This window comes from Bradyrhizobium sp. CCBAU 21365 (assembly GCF_015291305.1).
In the GTDB taxonomy this organism is placed as follows: Bacteria; Pseudomonadota; Alphaproteobacteria; order Rhizobiales; family Xanthobacteraceae; genus Bradyrhizobium; species Bradyrhizobium elkanii.
The window spans coordinates 4,451,011-4,470,779 of sequence record NZ_CP030036.1; the positions used below are offsets into that span (position 1 = coordinate 4,451,011).

Below are 19,769 nucleotides of genomic sequence, written 5' to 3' on the forward strand. Positions count from 1 at the left end.
CACCTCGCCCCGCCTGCGGGGAGAGGTCGGATTGCATCGTTAGATGCCATCCGGGTGAGGGGTTTCCGCGAGTCCGTCCGACAGCAATTTTTCAAAAGCAGCCCCTCACCCTGACCCTCTCCCCGTAAGAACGGGGAGAGGAAAAAGCAGTTAAGGGCCCAGCGATTACAGCCCCGTCGAGGCCTCGATCCGGAACTGCGCCAGCGCCGACTGCGGATCGGTCTTGAGCAGCTGCATCAATTGAAGCGCCGGCGCCTTCGCGCGCGGGGTCAGCTTGATGACCAGCGTCTGTCCCGGCGTCTCGACGAACTGGCTGATCGCGGTGAGGAGGGCGGTGGCGTCGGGATTGCCGCCGCCGATCTCGCCGCCCTGCGCCTTGATGGCGTCGAGGATGACCTTGCGCGCCTCGTCGCGGCTGATGTTCCGGGTGCGCGCAAATTGAGCGATCGCGAGATCGATGACGCCGAGGTCATGGACAGTGAGCTCGATCGTGCCGGTTTCGATCTGCGCGGCCGCGCCCATGGCTTCCGCGGCGCTGGTCGAGAATGCCTCGCGCGGCACGTTGCCGAGCGAGAGCCTTGCCGACGCATTCAGCAGGCCCGCCATGTCGAGCTTGACCGGCTCGAGCGCGAACGCGCGTGAGGCCTCGGTCCAAATGGCGCCGAGATCGGCGTCGACGGCCATCCGGTCGATCCCGGCGGCGACGAGCGGTTGCTGCCGCGGATCGGCGGCATCCAGCGGTGCCGCCAGCTTCGCGGTCAGCCGCAGCTTGCTCGGGATCGATCCGACGAACTGACCCCAGTCGAGGCTGACGACGTCGATGTTGACCGGCTTGCCGGTGGCCTTGTAGGGCGACGCGACGCCCTTGATCTCGACGCCTTCGATCAGCGGGAATAGCGCCAGCGCCTGTTCGGCCGATGGCTTCTGCGCGGCGAACTGCGCCGACAGCCGCATGAAGTTGGCGACGTCGAGCGACTTCAGCGCAAAGCGTCCGACCTTGATGGGACCGTTCGGCGCACGGGTATCGAGTCCCTCGACCGCAAGCTCGCCGATCTTGCCGTGTTCGAAGTTGAACCGCATCGAGGCGAGCTTGAGCGGGCCCTGCGGCGTCTCGACCGAGAGCCCATGCATCTCGGCATTTGCAATTCCGATGCCCGAATAGAGGCCGGCGATCTTGTCCAGCAGGTCGCGTGCCTGGGCGGCAGACGGCGGCGGACTCCCTTGCGGCGGGATCATTGCCAGCAGCGCCGGCAGTTGCATCCGTGACGGATTGATCCTGGTGTCGTCGACGGTCACTCCCTCGATCCGCATGTTCACACCGGGCGCGGCGGTAATGACATAAGGACCGGCCGAAACGTGTCCCTGGACCCGATACTCCCTGTCATCGCTGGCCTTGCCTGGATCGAATATCGCTGCCATCGCGCCAACGTCGATATCGGTCGCGGCGATATTGGCGAGCTCGCCGGTCATTTTGATCGGCTTGCCTGCCGTCTGCTGGTTGATCGTGAACACAACCTTGTCAGTTTTGCTGGACGCGATCTTTCCGTCCTTGATGTTTTCAATGGCGATGCCCGAATAGGCGAATTCGCCGCCGGCGCCGTCGCCGGCTTTTGCGGCGGCGCTGAAGGTCATCGTTCCGGTCAGGCTGGGCGCAGCGACCGACGATGCGTTGATGCTCGCGAGCAGTCCAAATGCGGACCGGTACAGCTCCAAGATCGACGACGCCGCCGGAAGCTGGGGTAAGCTGGTGGGGCCGGAATAATCCTTCACCGTGATCCGCGGCGCCTTGTAGGTCAGTGAGGTGATCGTCGGGGTAGGTCCTGCCACGCCGATCTCGACATCGCTGAACTCGACATTGCCGGCGGAGACCCGTGCCGCGTCGGTTTGACCGAGGCCGGTCATCGTGAGATTGGCAATCTTGACGCTGACCGGAGATTGCGTCCCCGACTCGGTGGCGACGTCCGCGATCGTCAGGGTGCGGCTCTTGACGTCGAACGTGATCTTGCCGTGGCTCGCCTTGGCGCCGGTGGCACGAACCTGCTCGAAGGCGGCCTCGACGTCGCGGGTGACCCGGCGTTGGGCATAGAAGTCGAAACCGAAGTAGCTGCCGGCCGCGAGGACTGCGACGGCGATCAGGCCGAGCAGAATTTTCTTCATTCGGTCAACTCCGGATCATCAAGGGAAAAAAATTGCCAATCCCCGGCGGAATGGCGCGGGGAGGGGCAGGCGTCGATGAACGGCCGGCCCGGGCCTGTTGACGGAGACATTATCGGATGTTGCATCCAAGCGGCTGGACATGCTTCACATCCGGCTCGATTTGCCGGACAAATGACTTTCGCCTGGATTAGCACAGAAACAAGAAATTTGGGCCGGAAACGCGGGGAGCACGCATGTCGTCATCGTCTGAAGAACTCCACAACGCGGCGCTCGCCTATCACCGGCTGCCGCGGCCGGGCAAGCTCGAGATCCAGGCGATCAAGCCGCTTGCCAACCAGCGTGACCTGGCGCTGGCCTATTCGCCGGGCGTGGCCGCCGCCTGCACCGAGATCGCCAAGAACCCGGCCGAGGCGGCGACGCTGACCGCCCGGGCCAATCTGGTCGCCGTGGTCTCGAACGGCACCGCGGTGCTCGGTCTCGGCAATATCGGTCCGCTGGCCTCCAAGCCCGTCATGGAAGGCAAGGCGGTGCTGTTCAAGAAATTCGCCGGCATCGACGTGTTCGACATCGAGATCAAGGCCGACACGATCGAGCGCGTGGTCGAGACCGTCGCCGCGCTGGAGCCGACCTTCGGCGGCATCAACCTCGAGGACATCCGCGGACCGGAATGCTTCGAGATCGAGGCGCAGCTCAAGGAGCGCATGAAGATCCCGGTCTTCCATGACGACCAGCACGGCACCGCGATCATCGTCGCCGCCGCGATCGTCAACGGGCTGTTGCTGAACGGCAAGCAACTGTCCGATGTGAAGATCGTCTGTTCGGGCGCGGGCGCGGCTGCGATCGCAACCCTCAATCTGCTGGTCTCGATGGGCGCACAGCGCAAGAACATCTGGGTCTGCGACATCGACGGCGTGGTCTATGAGGGCCGCAACACCACGATGGATCGCTGGAAGGCGGTCTATACCCAGAAGACCGACGCACGCGTGCTCGCCGACGTCATTCCGGGCGCGGACATTTTCATCGGCCTGTCGGCGCCGGGCGTGCTGAAGCCCGAAATGGTCAAGCAGATGGGCGACAAGCCGCTGGTGATGGCGCTTGCCAATCCGGTGCCGGAGATCATGCCGGATGAGGCGCGTCTGGCGCGTCCCGACGCGATGATCTGCACGGGACGGTCGGACTTTCCGAACCAGGTCAACAACGTGCTCTGCTTCCCCTTCATCTTCCGCGGCGCGCTCGACGCCGGCGCCACCGCGATCAACGAGGCGATGAAGCACGCCGCGGTGGACGCGATCGCGCAGCTCGCGCGCGATCCGCCGTCGGATGCGGTGGCCCATGGTTTCGAGAGCGGCGAGACCCAGGGGTTCGGCCCGGGCTCGCTGATCCCGAGCCCGTTCGATCCGCGCCTGATCCTGCGCATCGCGCCGGCGGTGGCCAAGGCCGCGATCGAGTCCGGCGTCGCGACCCGGCCGATCACCAATTTCGACGAATACGCTGCCAATCTCGAACGCTTCGCGTTCCGCTCCGGCCTCACCATGAAGCCGGTGTTCGCCAAGGCGAAGACCCAACCGGTGCGCGTGATCTACGCCGAAGGAGAGGACGAGCGCGTGCTGCGCGCGACGCAGGTGGTGCTCGAGGAAAAGCTGGCGCGGCCGATCCTGGTCGGCCGGCCCTCGGTGGTCGAGACCAGGATCAAGCGCTTCGGCCTGTCGATCAAGGCCGGCCGCGATTTCGACCTGATCAATCCCGAGGACGATCCGCGCTACCGTTCCTATGTGCAGTCCTATATCGATGTCGCCGGTCGGCGCGGCGTGACGCCGGAGGCCGCGCGCACCGTGGTCCGCACCAACAATACGGTGATCGCGGCGCTTGCGGTTTCGCGTGGCGAGGCCGACGCCATGCTGTGCGGCGTCGAGGGCCGCTACATGAGCCATCTGCGGCATGTCCGCGAGATCATCGGCTTCCTGCCGGGGGTCAGCGACTATGCCGCGCTGGCGCTGATGATCACCTCCACCGGCGCCCATTTCCTCGCCGATACCCAGGTGCGGCCGAACCCGAGCGCGGAGGAACTCGCCGAAGTGGCGTCGCTCGCGGCGATCCACGTCCAGCGCTTCGCCTTCAAGCCGAGGGTCGCCTTCGTGTCACATTCCGACTTCGGCAGTTATGACACGGATTCCTCGCGCAAGATGCGGCGGGCGACCCAGCTCCTGAAGGACAAGCATCCGGAGATCGAGGCCGACGGCGAGATGCAGGGCGACACCGCGCTGTCGACGGCGGCGCGGCGCCTGGTGCTGCCGCAGTCGCGGCTGGAAGGCGAGGCCAACATCCTGATCATGCCGAACCTCGATGCCGCCAACATCGCCTACCAGATGATCAAATCGCTGGCCAACGCGTTGCCGGTGGGGCCGATCCTGATCGGTCCGGCGCGCCCGGCGCACATCCTCACCCCCGGCGTGACGGCGCGCGGCATCCTCAACATGACGGCGGTGGCCGCCGTCGAAGCCCAGGAGCGCGCCGGCCGCGCGCAGCCGACGCTGTTCGGCTGACGGCCGTTGTTTGAGCACGTTATGTTCGGAAAACCGCAGCGTGGTTTTCCGCATCGTGTTTGAGCCGAGATGGATTCGATTTGATCGAGGCAGGCGGAGCGACCATAATCGCTGGGCCTGCTTCGTCCGATTTCTGCCATCCAGTGAGGCCGACCCATGCCAGCGTTCATCACCTTCGGGCGGATCCTGTTCGCCGTGCTGTTCCTCTATTCGGGCGCGAGCAAGCTGTTCGGCATCCAGGCGATGGCGGATCTGCTGGCGGCCAAGGTGACGATCCCGGCCGTGGTCGCGCCCTATACGCAGCAGATCGAAGCCTCCGTCGGGATGCCCTTCATGCAGCTGCTGGCGATCACGATCGGCGGCTTCGAGATCGTCGCCGGGCTGATGATCGCGGTGAACGTGCTGGCGCGGTTCTTCGCGATCCTCCTGATCATCTTCGTGTGCTTCGCCACCTTCTACTTCCATGATTTCTGGAATCAGCCGGCGCCCGACAACGTCAGGACGCTGATCGATGCGCTGAAGAACCTGTCGCTGATCGGCGCGCTGTTCATCATCGCCGGCTACGGCCGTGGCCCGCGCCGCGACGACCCGGCCTATGGGGACGTGTAGGGCGCAGTGGCGCAGGATGGGTAGAGCCAACGGGTCCACACGACGCGCGGCCCCGCTTTCAACCCACCCGCCGCCACGGCGTCACGCTGACATCATGCGCAGCGTCGATCAGCTGCGGCGCGGCGGCGTGAAGGCCGTGCGCTGACAACACCTGCTGCGGGGTGCGGGCGGGGACGCCGGGAAAGCATGGCTCGCCGTCGGGGATGTGCACATTCGGGGCGACCGAGAGCCAGAACGTGTCGTAGCGGTCCATGAACATGCCGAACACGCCCGGGCCGCCGATGATCGCGGCCATGCCCGAGGTCACGCCGGCCTCGCGGCTCGCCGTCTCGAACGGGCAGCCGGCGGGATTCCACAACAGCGCTTTCGGATTATCGGGGTCGGGTGCGGTGGCCGCGACCTTGCGGGTCAGGATCAGGCGCCGCCGCCTTGGCGCGTTCGGCTGCTCTTCCTCTGAGTGACGGCCATGCACGATGAGGTCGGCGCGGTCGAGGGCTGCGGTGAAGAACCGCTTGTCGCCCTCGATCTTGAGATCGTCGGGCATCACATTCCGCGCATTCGCCAGCCGGCCATCGGCGGAGACGATGACGAAGCCTTCGATACGTAGCTCGGGCACCAGGATTGTCGCCGGCGCTATTGCTGATCGACGGTCGTGACGACGCTGTTCACCGGGCGCGAGCTTACGGTCGGCAGCTTGACGTCCTTGGCGAGCTCCTGCTCGTATTGCGGCAGCACCGTCACCGGGAACTTGGCGCGCATCGCGACCACCTTGTAGCCACCGGCCTTGAGCTGCGTCAGCAGCGTCGGCAAGGCTTCCGCGGTGTGCTTCTGGAAGTCGTGCATCAGGATGATGCCCTTGCCGAGCTTGTTCAGCTTCCTCATCACGGTGTCGATCACCTGCTGCGGCTTGCTCGCCTTGAAGTCGAAGGAGTCGAGGTCGCAGGAGAAGATCGCGATGTTGCGGTTGCCGAGATAGGTCACCATCTCCGGCGGATGCTGCAGCGCCGGGAAGCGGAAGAACGGCGAGGGTGAGGTCTCGAGCGCCCACTTGACCGCGGCGTAGCCGCGCTCGATCTCGTCCTTCTTCTGATCCTCGGTCAGCTTCTTGTTGTTCAGATTGGCGTGCGACCAAGTGTGGGCGCCGACCGTGTGGCCGGCGGCATAGACCTGCCGCAGGATTTCGGGGTGATAGGTCGCATGCTTGCCGATCGGGAAGAAGATGCCCGTGGTGCATTCATCCGCGAGCGCCTTCAGCACTGCCGGCGTGTTGCCCGGCCACGGGCCGTCGTCGAAGGTCAGCACCACCTCATGGTCGCGCAGGAAGTCGAGCTGCTTGAAATGCTCGAAGCCGAAGCCGGGACCGCCAGTGGTGTCGATCTCGACCGTGCGGCCGACGCCGAGCGCGTTCGGATTGTTGCAGGCGGCGCGCGCCGGCTGTGGCGGTTGCTTCGGCGGAACCGGGGCTGCCGTTGCGGTTGCTGGTGCCGGTGCTGCGGCGGCCGGCGCGGGAGCCGCGGCCGCTGGTGCTGCCGGTGCCGCGGTGGCGCCCTTGGCGGGCGGCGTCTGCGACCAAGCTGCGCTCGACGCGAGCAACGATACGGTCCCTGCGAAAATCAGACCTGTCGCAATGCGCATGGCGTGTTCCCTGCTGATCGCGCTCCGGGCGCCGGCAATGCCGCGACCGGGTCGCTTCGCCCCCAACCGATCGTACCCTAGTCGCAGTGGCGACGCCAACGCAATGAACGTGGCGAGCGCGTGTCCAAAATCCTCGTCGGATCAGTTAATTCCGGGGATTATCGCGATATCTCAGGCGGCCGCCAATGCCCGTGCGATTCCGGTCTTGATGCGCGTGTCGTCGGGCGCAACCGACTCAGCGAAAACGTCGGCGATGTAGCCGTCGCGGCCGATCAGGTATTTGTGAAAATTCCAGCGCGGCACGTCCTTCGGCCGAGCCTCCGCCGCCCAGCGGTAGAACGGATGCGCGCTCGCGCCGCGCACGATTGCTTTCGCTGCGATCGGGAAGGTGACGCCATATTGATGCTGCGCAGTCTCGGCGATCTCGGTCGGGCCGCCGGGCTCCTGGCCGCCGAAATCATTGGAGGGGACGCCGATGATGACGAAGCCGCGCTCACGGAATTCGGTCCAGAGTTGCTGCAGGCCGGCATATTGCGGCGTGAAGCCACAAAGCGAGGCCGTGTTCACGATCATCAGGGGACGGCCGGCATAGTCGGCAAGTCTGATATCGCCGCCGCCGAGCGCCGGAAATGAGAAGGCGTAGGCGGTGATCCGGCTCATCGCGGGCTGTTCGGCATGCGACGGGCGGGATGCTGCGGCTGCGGCGAACGCCGCCACGATCAGTGTCCTGCGGTCCATCATGGTCTCGTCCCCGGAACAGATGTCGTGACGTCATAATCCAGCGGGCTTGGCTCAGGCTTTCAAGAAGGCGTTATAGCCCGCAGATCGGTGGCCCGGACGCTGCGAAACGCAATCCGGGCATCGCGCGCGACCATCCCCCTAGCGCAGCGGCAGGATGAAGTCGGTGCCTTCGCCGGTCTCGCCCTGGTTCACGCCGAGGTCGGAGACGATGATCGATCCGCCGGTGCCGAGCGCTTCGCTGATCCGCGCCATCACGTCGGCCGGAATGGAGATGCGGTCGAGCGCCTCGGCCGGGCTGTTGGTCACCGGCTGCGGCTTGGCCTCGGCGACCGCCGCGGCCGCGACCTTGCGGCGATGCGAGGCGCGCTCCTCGACGTCGATGCGGGCGGTGTTGCGGGTCGGCAGCGTCACCACCGACCAGCGCAGCAGGTTCGCATCGGTCTTGTCGACTTGCGCGGTGAACACATGCGTGCCGAGTGGCCGGTCGCTCGCCGCAATCGTCACCGGCACCTCGAACAGCGGGGCAAAATTCTGCCGCACATAGAGCTTGGAATCCTTGCGGCTGATGAACACTGCGATCTGGCCGGCGCGCTTCGGCACGTCGATCCTGGCGGTGCCCGGCAGCCGCGCCGGATCCTTCTTGGCGTCGGGCGCATCGGCGGCGGTGGCTGCCTCGGCGGGCTTGGCGGCGTCCTCTTTGGGCTCGTCGGCTTTGGCCTCCGCCTTCACCGGATCGCTTGCGGAGACCTCGGTCTTTGGCGTGTCGGTGCTGGCGGTGGTCTCGCCGACAGTCCTGTCATCCGTGGTCCTGTTGCTGTCGCGGACGGCGGAATTGGCCTCGGCCGGCTTGTCGGCGGCGGCTGTCTCGGCCTTCACCGTCTCGGACTTGTCAGCGGCGATCTTCTCCGCGATGGCGTCGCGCGCTGTGGAAGAGGACGCATCGGACATCGTCACCGACGCACTCGCTGCCGGCATCGCGCTGCTGGCGTCGGCGGTGTGGGTGTTGTCGCGCAGCGACGCGGCGGCATGGCCGACGCTCGTGCGCAAATCGAGACCGGTCTGCGGCTTGTCGGCACCCTTGTCGCTCTTCACGCCGAGCGGCGCATCCATCTTCAGGATATCGTCGGCGACCGGCTGTTGCGGCGCCACCTTCTGCGTCACCAGCAGCGGGTGGGAGAAACTCTCCGGAGAGATCGTGCCGGGCGTGACGAACACGCGGGCGCCCATCCGTGTCCAGTTGTACATCTTGACCGCGAACGACATCGGCATGCGGATGCAGCCATGGGAGGCCGGATAGCCGGGCAGCACGCCGGCGTGCATGGCGATGCCCGACCAGGTGATGCGCTGCATATACGGCATCGGCGCGCCGCTGTAGATGTTGGACTGATGGTACTTCTGCTTCTGGATGACGCTGAAGACACCCATCGGGGTCGAGTGCCCCTTCATGCCCGTTGACACCGGGCTCTCGGCATAGAGGCCGTTGGCGTCGTAGAGGCTGACCCGCTGCTGGTCGATCGAGACCGAGATGATCAGGGGACCCTGCGGCTTGCTGCCGGCCTCCTTCTCGATCGCCGGATTCTTCTTGGCCGCGTTGCGCTTCGGCTTTTGCCGGTGCGGCTGTGGTAGCGGCATTGGCTCGTAGTCGCCGTAGAAGGCGGAGTCGCGGTTCCAGTAGTAGAGCGCTGCATCGGCCTGTGTGGAGGCGGCGACGGTGCCGGCGGTCGTCAGAATTGCAAGCTGCCAGAACCGCTCATTCGCAACATCAAAAATCGAAATCCGCCGTCCACCTGCGCGCATATTCCGAATCCCAGTCCAAACTACCTGTTGGTTGTCGCAGACGCACAACGCGTTCACCAGCGCAAGCGATCTAACCCTTCCGTGAGGGGCGGATTTTCGACGAAAGAGTAGCAAAAAAGCCTCACAAGAGGTTAAAGCGCCCGGTCCGATCACCGAACTGTCAGCGCCTTCCTGTGCGGCGTTTGCGCACTACATAGGCGGGACCCACCCCGCGGAGACCTCAATGACATCGAGATATGTGAGCTTGTGTGACCTGCGACGGTTGTCTGGCTGGGGATGCGCGGTGCTGCTGATGTTGCTGGCTTTGGGGCAGGCAGGTCCTGCGGCCGCGGCCGACGAGCCGGACCTGATCTTCCGCCGCTCCACCGTGTTCAAATGGGTGAGCCCCAACGACAAGCTCGCGACCTATGGCGTCGACGATCCCGAGGTCGAGGGCGTCGCCTGTCACTTCACGGTACCGGAAAAGGGCGGCTTCAAGGGATGGCTTGGCCTTGCCGAGGAAGTCTCCGATATCTCGCTGGCGTGCCGGCAGATCGGGCCGATCCGCTTCAAGACCAAGCTCGGGCAGGGCGACGACATGTTCAGCAAGCGCCGGTCGCTGTTCTTCAAGAAGATGCAGATCGTGCGCGGCTGCGACGCCAAGCGCAATGTGCTGGTCTACATGGTCTATTCGGACCGGCTGATCGAGGGCTCGCCAAAGAACTCGACGTCGTCGGTGCCGATCATGCCGTGGGGCGCAGCCGATGCTGCCGTGCAGAAGTGCGGCGAGTTCATTCAATAGCTGGAGCAGCGACTTGGCGCAGGCGGCTGAGGCGGTGGGCGAGCTAGCGCTCGGTTTGCCCGAACTGCTTCGCGCGGATGCCAAGGCCCGGTTTGACCTTCGAGTCGCGGCAGCCAACGAGGCGGACCAGCTTCTGCGGCGCGCACTCATTGTCGCCCATGACGTAGGCGCCTTGCTGCGGCATCGCGGCCGTCATCTGCTGCTGGCCGGATTTGCTCGCCGCGGATTCATTGCCAACACCTATGTTGCCATTGCCCACGACTGACATCCTTCGTTGGATCGGGAGAGATTACCACAACGTGCCACCGCGAAGATGGTTGCACGGCGCCCAGATGAGTCGGCCGAACCGCCGCCCGGTTCACCGCCGTCCTTGCCGTGCTGCTTCCTCTCTCAGCAGAGGAAAGTTAACAAAGCGCGCTAGCTCGTTCAGTTTGCACGCGTAATTGGCCGCGGCTCCGGCAGCGGCCGGGGTCGGCGTTGGTCGCGCGAAGTTTTCAACAGCCTTTCAGCCACGCTTCTGCCGCTGAAATCATTGGGGTTTTCGGCCGAATGTTTCGTGGACCGCTGGTCGACGAAACAATTCCAGTTCCGACGAAACCATTTTCGGCTTGTTCCGCAGAACTCCCGAAACGGCAGATCGTTATCAGACCGTCACACAACGGCGCCGGACGCCGACGAGCGGAATAACGGAGACTGTCAGATGCGAACCATGAGCCTGATCCTCGCCTTCGCCTTTGTGATGGCCGGCTCGTCGATGGCAGGCTCGCCGGACAGCGGTTTGCCCGGGATCGGCACCTTCTCCTATAACGGCTCGCCGGTAGTCACCCCGGTCCCGATGGTGATGGCACAGGCCAACTGAGCGCGACGCAAAAAATAGAACTGCCGGTAAAGGCTCTCCCAATGGTGCTCCGTATCTGTTCCGCCGCGATGTTGGCATCGCTTGTCCTGATGGGGCCCTTGGCGGGCGCCGCGCAGGCCCAATCCCAGCTCCCCCTCGAATCGATGCAGATCCGCTCGCTGTACCGCGTGCCTGAACCGCGCGACGAGTTCGTGCGGCAATGCGCGCCGCATATGCTCGGCCGCTGGGCACATCCCGAGGCCGTGTGCGGCTGCCTGCACGACCACGCCGCCGCGACGGTGGACGATCCCGACCTGCGCCAGGCGCTGCTGCGCGGGATCAGCGAGACCGGTGTGCCGACCATCGAGACCGATTGGGTGCCGCCGTCCAAGCAGGGCGAGATCGGCCCAACCTTCACCAAGATCGCCAAGCCGACCCTGCAATGCATGTTCGAGCCGGTCTCGAACTGAGCCGCGCATCAAAGTAATGAGGAACCAAGCGCCTCGCGACAGCGGGGCGTTTTACTTTTTGGCGAGGCGCGGCACGCAGCTGCTGGTCCGCACCACGCCGTTCTGGCTCAGCCTGGAGCCGACGACCTGCTTGATCTGCCCAGCCGGGCACGAGCCGTCATCGACAAGGACGCGCTGGCCGACCCGCAGATCGACGATGTCGCCCTCACGCATGTAGGACTGCTCTGCTGCGGCAGATTGCGCCATCGCGCCAAGAGCTGCGACGCTGACCAGCGCGACGAATCCCAAGCGCAGCATCGCAGCCTCCTTCACTTGTTCTGGATCTTGAGCCCGTCGGGCCCGACATTGATCTGAAGGCCTTCGGGCTGCTTCTTCGCCTGGTAAAGATTGTAGCCGAGCATGCCTGCGATCACGACCAGCGCGGCGATCACGAGATACAGGACGTTGCGATTTGGCATCCGGTATCTCCGTAAGCGGACACTGGAGCGTTTTCAAGCGAAGTGGATACCGGTTCGCGTGAAGAAAACGCGTCAAAACAACAATCAAGAGCCGGGTTCCGATTCCATCGGAACGGAAGGCTCTGACTGAACGCGCGCGACCTTAGTCAGGTGGCTGCGATTCTCCTAGAGCGCTGCGGCTTGGCGGATGGTTTGACCGATATCTTGCGCGTCGCGCGCAGCGCGGCGAGCGTTGTCTTCGCCAGTCGTTCCGCCGACGCGACGAGTTGCGGAACCGGGTGACCGGAAAATCCCAGCACGAAGCCGGGCAATGGGCGCGCGCGATGATAGGTCTCGGCGAGCAGCCAGCCGCCGACGCCGGCGGCCGCCTTTGCCTGAGCGGCAATCAGCGGATCGGTCGCGGGATCGAGCCGCGCCACGAGGTGCAGGCCCTGCGAGGGCACGGGAACCGTGAGCTCGCCCTCCGAGGCATTGGCAAGCGTCGACGCCAGGACGTCGCGCGCCTCACGGTAGAGCTTGCGCGATTTGCGCAAGTTCGCCGCGAAGGCGCCGGAGTTCAGCATGTCGGCGACCGCGCCTTCCATCAACGTGGCGGGAAAGCGGTCGAGCGCGGCGCGCGCCGCCGTCACCGGACCGATCAAGGCTTCGGGCAGGGCGCAATAGCCGATCCGCAATCCCGGAAACAGCGTCTTGGCGAACGTGCCCATGTAGATCACGCGGCGGAGATGATCGATGCCGGCGAGCGACAGAAGCGGCGCGCCGTCGTAGCGGAACTCGCTGTCGTAATCGTCTTCGAACACGAAGGCGCCGGCGTCCCGTGCCCAGTCGAGCAGCTCGAGCCGGCGCGGCATCGACATCTGCACGCCGAGCGGAAACTGGTGCGAGGGCGTGACATAGGCGGCGCGCGCTTGCGGCGCGGATGCGCGGCCCTTGTCGATGCGCATGCCCGACATGTCGACCGGCACCGACACCGGACGATAGCCGCAATGCTCGATCGCGCGCCGCGCCGCCGGATAGCCGGGGTCTTCGCACCAGACCTGGTCGCCGGGCTTGAGGATCGCCCCGAGCACGATGCGCAGGGCATGCAGCGTGCCCGAGGCCAGCATGATCTGGTCGGGGTCGCAGCGCAGCCCGCGCGCCGACAGCAGATGGTCCGATATCGCCGCGCGCAATTCGCTGCTGCCGCGGGGATCGCCGTAATGCAGATGCTCGGACCCGAAGGCGCGCAGCCTGCGGCCGGCAAAGGCCCGGAAGCGCTGCAGCGCGCGCTCATCGATATGCGTGCAGCCGAGCGACAGCGCGTTGTGCTGTGGCGGCTCGATCGCGATCCTTGCGCGGCGCGGCGCGGCGGCCCGGGCCGGAATGCGCGCCGCGACGAAGGTGCCGGAGCCCGTGGTTGCCACCGCAAAGCCGTCGGCGATCAGCCGCTCATAGGCCGTGGTGACGGCGTTGCGGCGGAAGCCGGTCTGCCTGGCGAGCGCGCGCGACGGCGGCAGCGGCTCGCCCGGCTTGACGAGGCCGCCGACGATCGCGTGGCACAGCGCCTGATACAGCCGCTGCTGCGAGGCCGCGCCGGGCGTCACGTGCGGACCGCCGAGGTCAAGCGGCAGCTCGGCCTTGCGCGCCGCGGGCTCCCGGGAATTGGTCGGAATTTTTCGCATGGAATTGGCACTATCGCAGACCAAATGAGCCGCTACAACTCTGGACAGATTCCAGATTTCGAAAGGCTCACCGTGACCGAAGGCGCATCCGCTCCGTCCTACCCCATGTCGTCCCGCAACCGGGTGAAGCGCCGCCACGACCGCGGCTTCTACGACCACGTCACCGTGCACAAGATCCTCGACGCCTCGATGCTGTGCCACGTCTCCTACGTGATCGACGGCCAGCCCTATTGCACGCCGACGTTCTTCTGGCGCGAGGGCACCAGGCTCTACTGGCACGGCTCGAGCGCGAGCCGCATGCTGGAGAACCAGTCCGAAGGGCAACGCGTGTGCCTGACGGTCGCCCATCTCGACAGCCTGGTGCTGGCGCGCTGCGGCTTCAACCACTCGGCCGACTATCGCGCGGTGATGGCGTTCGGGTCAGCCTATCTCGTCACCGACCCGGCAGAGAAGGAACGCGCGATCGTCGCGATGGTCGACCGCTTCTTTCCCGAGCGCACCGCGAGCCTGCGTGCCAGCAACAAGCAGGAGATCAAGGCGACCTCGTTCATCGCGATGGAGATCGAGGAGGCTTCGGCAAAAATTCGCGCCAAGGGCGTCGCCGACGATGACGAGGATTACGAGTTGCCGATCTATGCCGAGCGCATTCCGGTGCGCACCGTGCTCGGCGCGCCCGAGCCGTGTCCGCGGCTGCTCGACGGCGTGACGCGGCCGAAGACGCTCGATGGCTATTCGGAAGGCCGGCTGCTCGAAGATGCATTGCGGGATGCCTATTTTGCGCAATACAAGGCGGAGTGAAATCGGGCTACGTTGCGGCTCCCGCCTGATCTGTTTTCCCGATGGAGCCAAAGCATGACTGCCGAGACGCAACAACGAATCCTGAGCGCCGTTGACGAGGGATTCGATGCGCAGCTTGCGACGACGCAGGCCTTTGTCGCGATCCCCTCGACCCGCGGCGCCGAGGGGCCGTGCCAGGACATGATCGGCGATCTCCTGCGCGAGCGCGGCTACGAGGTCGACGACTGGCACATCAATCCCGACGAGCTCAGGGATTTGCGCGGCTTCGGCCCGATCGAGCATGATTTTTCGAAGGCGCGCACGGTGGTCGGCACCTACCGCCCGGACACCAATGCCGGCAAATCGCTGATCCTGCAGGGCCACTGCGACGTGGTGCCAACCGGTCCGCTCGAGATGTGGGAGACGCCGCCGTTCTCGCCCGTCATCAAGGACGGCAGGATGTATGGCCGCGGCGCCTGCGACATGAAGTCCGGCACCATCGCCGCGCTCTATGCGCTGGATGCGATCGGGAAGGCCGGGTTGAAGCCGACGGCACGGATTCACTTCCAGTCCGTGATCGAGGAGGAGAGCACCGGCGTCGGCGCGCTTTCGACCTTGCAGCGCGGCTATCGCGCCGATGCCTGCTTCATCCCGGAGCCCACCAACGGCAAGATGATCCGCTCGCAGGTCGGCGTGATCTGGTTCCGCCTGAAGGTGCGCGGTTTCCCGGTGCATGTGTTCGAGGCCGGCGCGGGCTCGAACGCGATCATGGCGGCGTATCATCTGGTGCATGCGCTGGAGAAGCTCGAGATCGCCTGGAACGAGCGCGCCAAGGCCGACCGCCATTTCAAGGACGTCAATCACCCGATCAATTTCAATCCGGGCATCATCAAGGGCGGCGACTGGGCCTCCAGCGTGCCCGCCTGGTGCGACGTCGACTGCCGCATCGCGGTCTTGCCGGGCTGGTCGATCGCCGAGTGCCAGAAGGAGATTCTGGCGTGCGTGTCGGCGGCGGCGCGCGATCATCGCTTCCTCTCCAACAATCCGCCGCAGGTCGAATGGTCGGGCTTCCTGTCGGAAGGCTACGAACTGGTGAACTCCGAGGCACCGGAAGCTGCCTTCGCCAAGGCGCACGGGGTCGTGTATGGCGGCGCGGTGGAAGACCGCGCCTTCACCGCGCTGACCGACACGCGCTTCTACGGCTTGAACCACGACATCCCGAGCCTTTGCTTCGGCGCCACCGGCGCCGCGATGCACGGCTTCAACGAATATGTCGAGCTGGAGTCGCTGCGGAAAGCGACCAAGGCGATGGCGCTGTTCATCGCGGAATGGTGCGGCGTGGAGAAGGCGTAGCTTCGTTCTCCCTATGCCATTGCAATCATAGTCTTGTGCGTGATTGCGCAACAAATTCGCTGTCGTCCCGGCGAAAGCCGGGATCCATAACCACGAATCTCGGTTGATGAGCAGCGCTGCTACGACGAGTCCCGATCACAACATTAGCCGCGGAGTATGGGTCCCGGCCTTCGCCGGGACGACGCTGGAAGGGTCAATGCCCCGGCCACAACGCCTTCACGATCGCATCGAGCCCATCGGTCAACGCCGCGGGGCCGGGCTGCAAAATGATCGGCGACTTGATCTCGACGATGCGGTCGTTGCGCACCGCCGGGATGTCGCTCCAGCCCTCACGCTTGCGGATGCGGTCGGGCACGACCTTCTTGCCGCACCAGGACGCGAGGATCACGTCGGGCATCGCCGCACGCACTGCGTCAGGCGTGACGATGCGATCCTTGGCCGCCTTGTGCGCACGCAGATGCGGCAGCGCATCGGTGCCGCCGGCGATCTCGATCAGTTCGGACACCCAGCCGATGCCGCTGATCAGCGGATCGTCCCATTCCTCGAAATAGACTTTTGGCTGCGGTGCCGGACGCGGCGTTGCGGCGACCGCGGCCAGCCGTTGCGCGAGGCTTTGTGCGAGCTGCCCGGCGCGATCGGTTGCGCCGACCATCGCGCCCAAAGTGCGGATCATCGCAAGGATGCCTGCGACATCGCGCTGATTGAAGACATGGACGGCAACGCCGGCGCGCACGAGATCGCCGACGATATCGGCCTGCAGATCGGAGAAGGCGAGCACCAGATCCGGGTCAAGCGCCAGGATTTTTGGAATGTCGGCTGAGATGAACGCCGACACCCGCGGCTTCTCGCGGCGGACCTGCGGCGGCCGCACCGCGTAGCCGGAGACGCCGACGATGCGGTCCTGCTCGCCAAGCAGGTACAGCGTCTCGACCGTCTCTTCGGTCAGGCAGACGATCCGACGGGGAGGGAAGTCGCGCATCGCTGACGGTAGGCAGACTCGCCAGGGATTGTCACGGCGGCCATGACGTCATCCGTACCATTACCTCGGAGGTCATTGCCCGGTCCCGTCAGGCATTCCATCATGCCCGCACCAATCTTGAAAAAGACCGCGCGAAGCAGGGAGTGACCATGACGCCGCTCGAGAAGATCCAGTCGATGAAGATGCCGTTTGCGGAACTAAAGGGCGTCACCTTCACCGAGGCCGGCCAGGACCGCGTGGTCGCGACAATGCTGGTGCGGCCGGACCTCTGCACCCTCCGAAACACCATCCACGGCGGCGCGGTGATGGCCTTCGCCGACTCGGTCGGCGCCGCAGCCACCGTGATCAACCTGCCTGAGGGCGCCAAGGGCACCACGACGCTGGAGAGCAAGACCAACTTCATTGGCGGGGCCAAGGAGGGGACGACCGTGATTGCGACCGCGACACCGGTTCACCGGGGGCGGCGGACCCAGGTTTGGCAGACCAGGCTGGAGACCGAAGACGGCAAGCTGGTCGCGGTGGTGACCCAGACGCAACTGGTATTATAATGGGGTGATGCTGTGATTTTCCAATCACAGCATTGTTTACTTAAATGAATCTGAGTACTTGAATTTTATGGTGCGGCGCACAATATAGCAGCTGCTAGGGACTCGACGCCTCCTCGAGGGCTACCAAGAGGAGTTATGAAATGAACTATGATTCCATTCGCTCGACGTCCGCCAAGGGCACCGTGCGGACGTTGAGCCAGCAGGAAGAGCTTCCGCTGCTGCGCGATCACCTGCTGCGGCTGGATCGCACCAGCCGTCATGATCGTTTTCATGGCTTCATCGACGACAGTTTCATCCGCCGCTACGCCGAGCGCTGCGCCAATGACGGCACCGTCATCATCGCCTATTTCGAGGACGGCGTGGTCCGCGGCGCGGCCGAATTGCATCCCCCGGAGCAGTCTCCGGATGTCCAGCCCGAGATCGCCTTCAGCGTCGAGCGGTCGGCGCGGCGGAAGGGCGTCGGCAGCACCCTGTTCCGCAAGCTGATCGCCGAGGCGCATGCCAAGGGCTACGGCAGCCTGCGCATCACCACCGGCGCGCAGAACGATGCGATGCGGGCGCTCGCTACCAAGTTCGGTGCCCAGCTGACCTTCCGTCATGGGGAGTCGACCGGCAGCATCGACCTGACCGAGCAGCAGCAGCCCGAACCGGTGCCGGCTGTCGCCGCGGTGACGCCGGTTGAGGCTGCACGCGCGATCGTCGACATGAACCGGGCCTATTGGCGCATGGTGATGCAGATCTCCGGCTGGGGTCGGGCGGCCTGAGCCGGTAGCGTCTCCAAGCGAAGCGGAAACCGGTTCGCGTCAAGGAAACGCGTCCAACAAAAATCTCACGTCAAACCAAGAAGGGCAATCCATTCAATGGATTGCCCTTCTTCTTTCAGCAATTGGATGGTGTTTCTCAGGTGCCGGTGCGCTTGTCGGTCGCAAAGCGGCGAACCACGCGGCGCTCGACCACGACGGAACGCTGCGCGCCCTGTTCGCCGGCGATGACGCGGGTTGCCGTGCCGGTGCGGGCACTGACGCGCGCGGTTTTCTTCACCTCGGCGAGCACATCGTCATAGGGCAGCCCCATCAGGGCCGACGCGATTTCGGCCTGGGCCTCCACGTCATCGGTGATGCCGATGGCAGCGAAGATTGCTTCTTCCAACGTCGGCGGATCATGCCGCACGCGCCGGGTGCCATACTTGGTATTCCAGTCTCCGCTCATCGCCGCCTCATCATTGAATCGCGGGAGATACGTAAGGTCCCCAATGTTGCATTGCAATATGAATGTGAGATGGCAATCCAGCCATGCAGCTAGAGTCTCTCAATCTTGTGAGCGTCATAAAGTTCGATGGTGGTCGCCGCGGCCGCGAGAGATTGCAGCGAGCGGACGAAGTCGCGTGACGCAGGGACCGCGAAATGCGCGGCCAGCGCGGCGCGGTCGGCCCATTGCTCGAAGAACATCAGCCTGAGCGGATTCTCGCAGTCGACATGGACCGCATGCGAGATGCAGCCGGGCTCGGTGCGCGAGCGATGGACATGCTCGAGGCTCAAGCGCCGCACCTCGTCGAACGAGTCGGGGCGGGCAGTGACGCTGCCGGTGACGACGATCATGATATCCCCTCCAATGCGCGATGAAGCCAAGTCATCATCGCGCTTTAGGTTCTTGTTTGGGCATGATCTTCTCGGAAAGCCGCTTCGCACTTCTCCGGATCATGCTCTACGGGGTGGCTTCTGCCCCGGATGCACTCATCTGTTGCTGCGGCCAGCGCTTCAGCGCGGCGCGGCCGGCATCGGTCAGCACATAGATGCCGCGCTCGGCGCGATCGAACCAGCCATAGACATTATGCAGCAGGATCTTGCCGGCGTCGGGAATGTCGGCCCGCAGGTCGCGCACCCGCCGCGGCCCAACCGACAGCGCCGAGGCGCAGGCCAGCGCCTGCTGCCGGTAGGCGGTCATGATCGGCGCCCGCGTCGATCCGCCCATCGCGGGATCGCCCTTGCGTTTCCGGTGCTCGGTGATCAGCCGTGAACGTTTCTTCGGATTGCGGCGGGGCGCCGCGGTCGGCGGCGGCACCAGCACCTCGACGTCGCCGCGATCGGTCACGCCGAGCATGCCAAAGCCGAGCCGCCGGCACAGATTGCGATAGCGCGCGTCGCTCTCGCGGCCCTTGCCTCGGGCCGACACCTTGGCCGCGATCCACACCTCGTCGGCGGCGCCGGCGCGATCGACCGCCTGCAGGATCAGTTCGAGATTGAAGGCGAGCTTGAGCTCGCCGATCACGACGACCGGTGGATCGTCGCCGCTCAGCGCCACGAGATCGCAGCCGCCAATCTCGCCCTTCACGGTGAAGCCGAGCTTTTCCAGGAAGCTTTTGACGGGCAGATAAAGCGCGGTTTCCAACAGGCAGGCTCCTGCGGCATCCGGCCGCGACTCG

The 19,769-nt window shown here is 65.1% G+C and carries 22 protein-coding genes; 10 read left to right on the plus strand and 12 right to left on the minus strand.

Annotated elements, in window-relative coordinates; genetic code table 11:
- Positions 1–165: 165 nt before the first annotated feature.
- Positions 166–2,157: a hypothetical protein gene (locus tag XI02_RS20260; RefSeq protein ID WP_018271320.1), complete on the minus strand. Its 1,992-nt coding sequence runs from the start codon at positions 2,155–2,157 to the stop codon at positions 166–168.
- Positions 2,158–2,390: 233 nt separating this feature from the next.
- On the opposite strand from XI02_RS20260, the gene XI02_RS20265 reads away from it, so the two are divergent.
- Both XI02_RS20265 and XI02_RS20270 read left to right on the plus strand, forming a co-directional pair.
- Positions 2,391–4,700 (plus strand): NADP-dependent malic enzyme, encoded by a 2,310-nt coding sequence (locus tag XI02_RS20265; protein WP_194483470.1) that lies wholly within the window; start codon positions 2,391–2,393, stop codon positions 4,698–4,700.
- Between the two features lie 156 nt (positions 4,701–4,856).
- Positions 4,857–5,309, plus strand: coding sequence for a DoxX family protein (locus XI02_RS20270; RefSeq protein ID WP_069277653.1), 453 nt, complete (start codon positions 4,857–4,859; stop codon positions 5,307–5,309).
- Positions 5,310–5,367: 58 nt separating this feature from the next.
- Here the strand turns inward: XI02_RS20270 and XI02_RS20275 are convergent, their stop codons facing one another.
- The 4 genes from XI02_RS20275 to XI02_RS20290 all read right to left on the minus strand — a co-directional run bounded on the left by XI02_RS20275 (position 5,368) and on the right by XI02_RS20290 (position 9,482).
- Positions 5,368–5,925, minus strand: a complete 558-nt coding sequence (locus XI02_RS20275; protein WP_018271321.1) for a hypothetical protein — start codon at positions 5,923–5,925, stop codon at positions 5,368–5,370.
- Positions 5,926–5,942: 17 nt separating this feature from the next.
- Positions 5,943–6,944, minus strand: coding sequence for a polysaccharide deacetylase family protein (locus tag XI02_RS20280; RefSeq protein ID WP_018271322.1), 1,002 nt, complete (start codon positions 6,942–6,944; stop codon positions 5,943–5,945).
- A gap of 171 nt (positions 6,945–7,115) precedes the next feature.
- Positions 7,116–7,685, minus strand: a complete 570-nt coding sequence (locus XI02_RS20285) for a glutathione peroxidase (RefSeq protein WP_026192688.1) — start codon at positions 7,683–7,685, stop codon at positions 7,116–7,118.
- A gap of 138 nt (positions 7,686–7,823) precedes the next feature.
- Positions 7,824–9,482, minus strand: a complete 1,659-nt coding sequence (locus tag XI02_RS20290; RefSeq protein WP_069277655.1) for a L,D-transpeptidase — start codon at positions 9,480–9,482, stop codon at positions 7,824–7,826.
- Positions 9,483–9,705: 223 nt separating this feature from the next.
- Here XI02_RS20290 and XI02_RS20295 point away from each other — a divergent pair, with 223 nt between their 5' ends.
- From XI02_RS20295 to XI02_RS20310, 4 genes are all read left to right on the plus strand, one after another.
- Positions 9,706–10,263, plus strand: a complete 558-nt coding sequence (locus XI02_RS20295; protein WP_069277656.1) for a CreA family protein — start codon at positions 9,706–9,708, stop codon at positions 10,261–10,263.
- Positions 10,264–10,276: 13 nt separating this feature from the next.
- A complete protein-coding gene (locus XI02_RS20300; RefSeq protein WP_157183453.1) occupies positions 10,277–10,528 on the plus strand; it encodes a hypothetical protein in 252 nt (83 codons plus the stop codon).
- 435 nt (positions 10,529–10,963) lie between these two features.
- Complete coding sequence (locus XI02_RS20305; RefSeq protein ID WP_167350432.1) at positions 10,964–11,122, plus strand: hypothetical protein; 159 nt, start codon at positions 10,964–10,966, stop codon at positions 11,120–11,122.
- A gap of 41 nt (positions 11,123–11,163) precedes the next feature.
- A complete protein-coding gene (locus tag XI02_RS20310) occupies positions 11,164–11,571 on the plus strand; it encodes a hypothetical protein (protein ID WP_018271325.1) in 408 nt (135 codons plus the stop codon).
- Between the two features lie 51 nt (positions 11,572–11,622).
- Here the strand turns inward: XI02_RS20310 and XI02_RS20315 are convergent, their stop codons facing one another.
- From XI02_RS20315 to XI02_RS20325, 3 genes are all read right to left on the minus strand, one after another.
- On the minus strand, positions 11,623–11,868 hold the full coding sequence (locus XI02_RS20315; protein WP_051110164.1) for a DUF6719 family protein: 246 nt from the start codon (positions 11,866–11,868) through the stop codon (positions 11,623–11,625).
- An 11-nt stretch (positions 11,869–11,879) separates the two neighbouring features.
- A complete protein-coding gene (locus XI02_RS20320) occupies positions 11,880–12,029 on the minus strand; it encodes a hypothetical protein (RefSeq protein ID WP_016843044.1) in 150 nt (49 codons plus the stop codon).
- Positions 12,030–12,175: 146 nt separating this feature from the next.
- A complete protein-coding gene (locus XI02_RS20325; RefSeq protein ID WP_018271327.1) occupies positions 12,176–13,690 on the minus strand; it encodes a PLP-dependent aminotransferase family protein in 1,515 nt (504 codons plus the stop codon).
- Positions 13,691–13,795: 105 nt separating this feature from the next.
- Between XI02_RS20325 and XI02_RS20330 the strand changes: the two genes are divergently transcribed.
- Positions 13,796–14,488, plus strand: coding sequence for a pyridoxamine 5'-phosphate oxidase family protein (locus XI02_RS20330; protein WP_370143909.1), 693 nt, complete (start codon positions 13,796–13,798; stop codon positions 14,486–14,488).
- A 54-nt stretch (positions 14,489–14,542) separates the two neighbouring features.
- Positions 14,543–15,820, plus strand: coding sequence for an ArgE/DapE family deacylase (locus XI02_RS20335; protein ID WP_018271329.1), 1,278 nt, complete (start codon positions 14,543–14,545; stop codon positions 15,818–15,820).
- 193 nt (positions 15,821–16,013) lie between these two features.
- On the opposite strand, the gene XI02_RS20340 is transcribed toward XI02_RS20335, so the two are convergent.
- Positions 16,014–16,799 carry a cobalamin-binding protein gene (locus XI02_RS20340; protein WP_018271330.1) on the minus strand — a complete coding sequence of 262 codons (786 nt, stop codon included), beginning with the start codon at positions 16,797–16,799 and terminating at the stop codon, positions 16,014–16,016.
- Between the two features lie 149 nt (positions 16,800–16,948).
- On the opposite strand from XI02_RS20340, the gene XI02_RS20345 reads away from it, so the two are divergent.
- Together XI02_RS20345 and XI02_RS20350 are read left to right on the plus strand one after the other, a co-directional pair.
- Entirely contained in the window at positions 16,949–17,347 is a 399-nt protein-coding gene (locus XI02_RS20345) for a PaaI family thioesterase (protein ID WP_018271331.1), read from the plus strand.
- A gap of 140 nt (positions 17,348–17,487) precedes the next feature.
- Positions 17,488–18,111, plus strand: coding sequence for a GNAT family N-acetyltransferase (locus XI02_RS20350; protein WP_016843037.1), 624 nt, complete (start codon positions 17,488–17,490; stop codon positions 18,109–18,111).
- A 136-nt stretch (positions 18,112–18,247) separates the two neighbouring features.
- Here the strand turns inward: XI02_RS20350 and XI02_RS20355 are convergent, their stop codons facing one another.
- The 3 genes from XI02_RS20355 to XI02_RS20365 all read right to left on the minus strand — a co-directional run bounded on the left by XI02_RS20355 (position 18,248) and on the right by XI02_RS20365 (position 19,735).
- Positions 18,248–18,556 carry a hypothetical protein gene (locus XI02_RS20355; RefSeq protein WP_016843036.1) on the minus strand — a complete coding sequence of 103 codons (309 nt, stop codon included), beginning with the start codon at positions 18,554–18,556 and terminating at the stop codon, positions 18,248–18,250.
- A gap of 89 nt (positions 18,557–18,645) precedes the next feature.
- Positions 18,646–18,945 carry a putative quinol monooxygenase gene (locus XI02_RS20360; RefSeq protein WP_018271332.1) on the minus strand — a complete coding sequence of 100 codons (300 nt, stop codon included), beginning with the start codon at positions 18,943–18,945 and terminating at the stop codon, positions 18,646–18,648.
- A 106-nt stretch (positions 18,946–19,051) separates the two neighbouring features.
- Positions 19,052–19,735 carry a DUF2161 domain-containing phosphodiesterase gene (locus XI02_RS20365; RefSeq protein WP_018271333.1) on the minus strand — a complete coding sequence of 228 codons (684 nt, stop codon included), beginning with the start codon at positions 19,733–19,735 and terminating at the stop codon, positions 19,052–19,054.
- Positions 19,736–19,769: the final 34 nt, after the last annotated feature.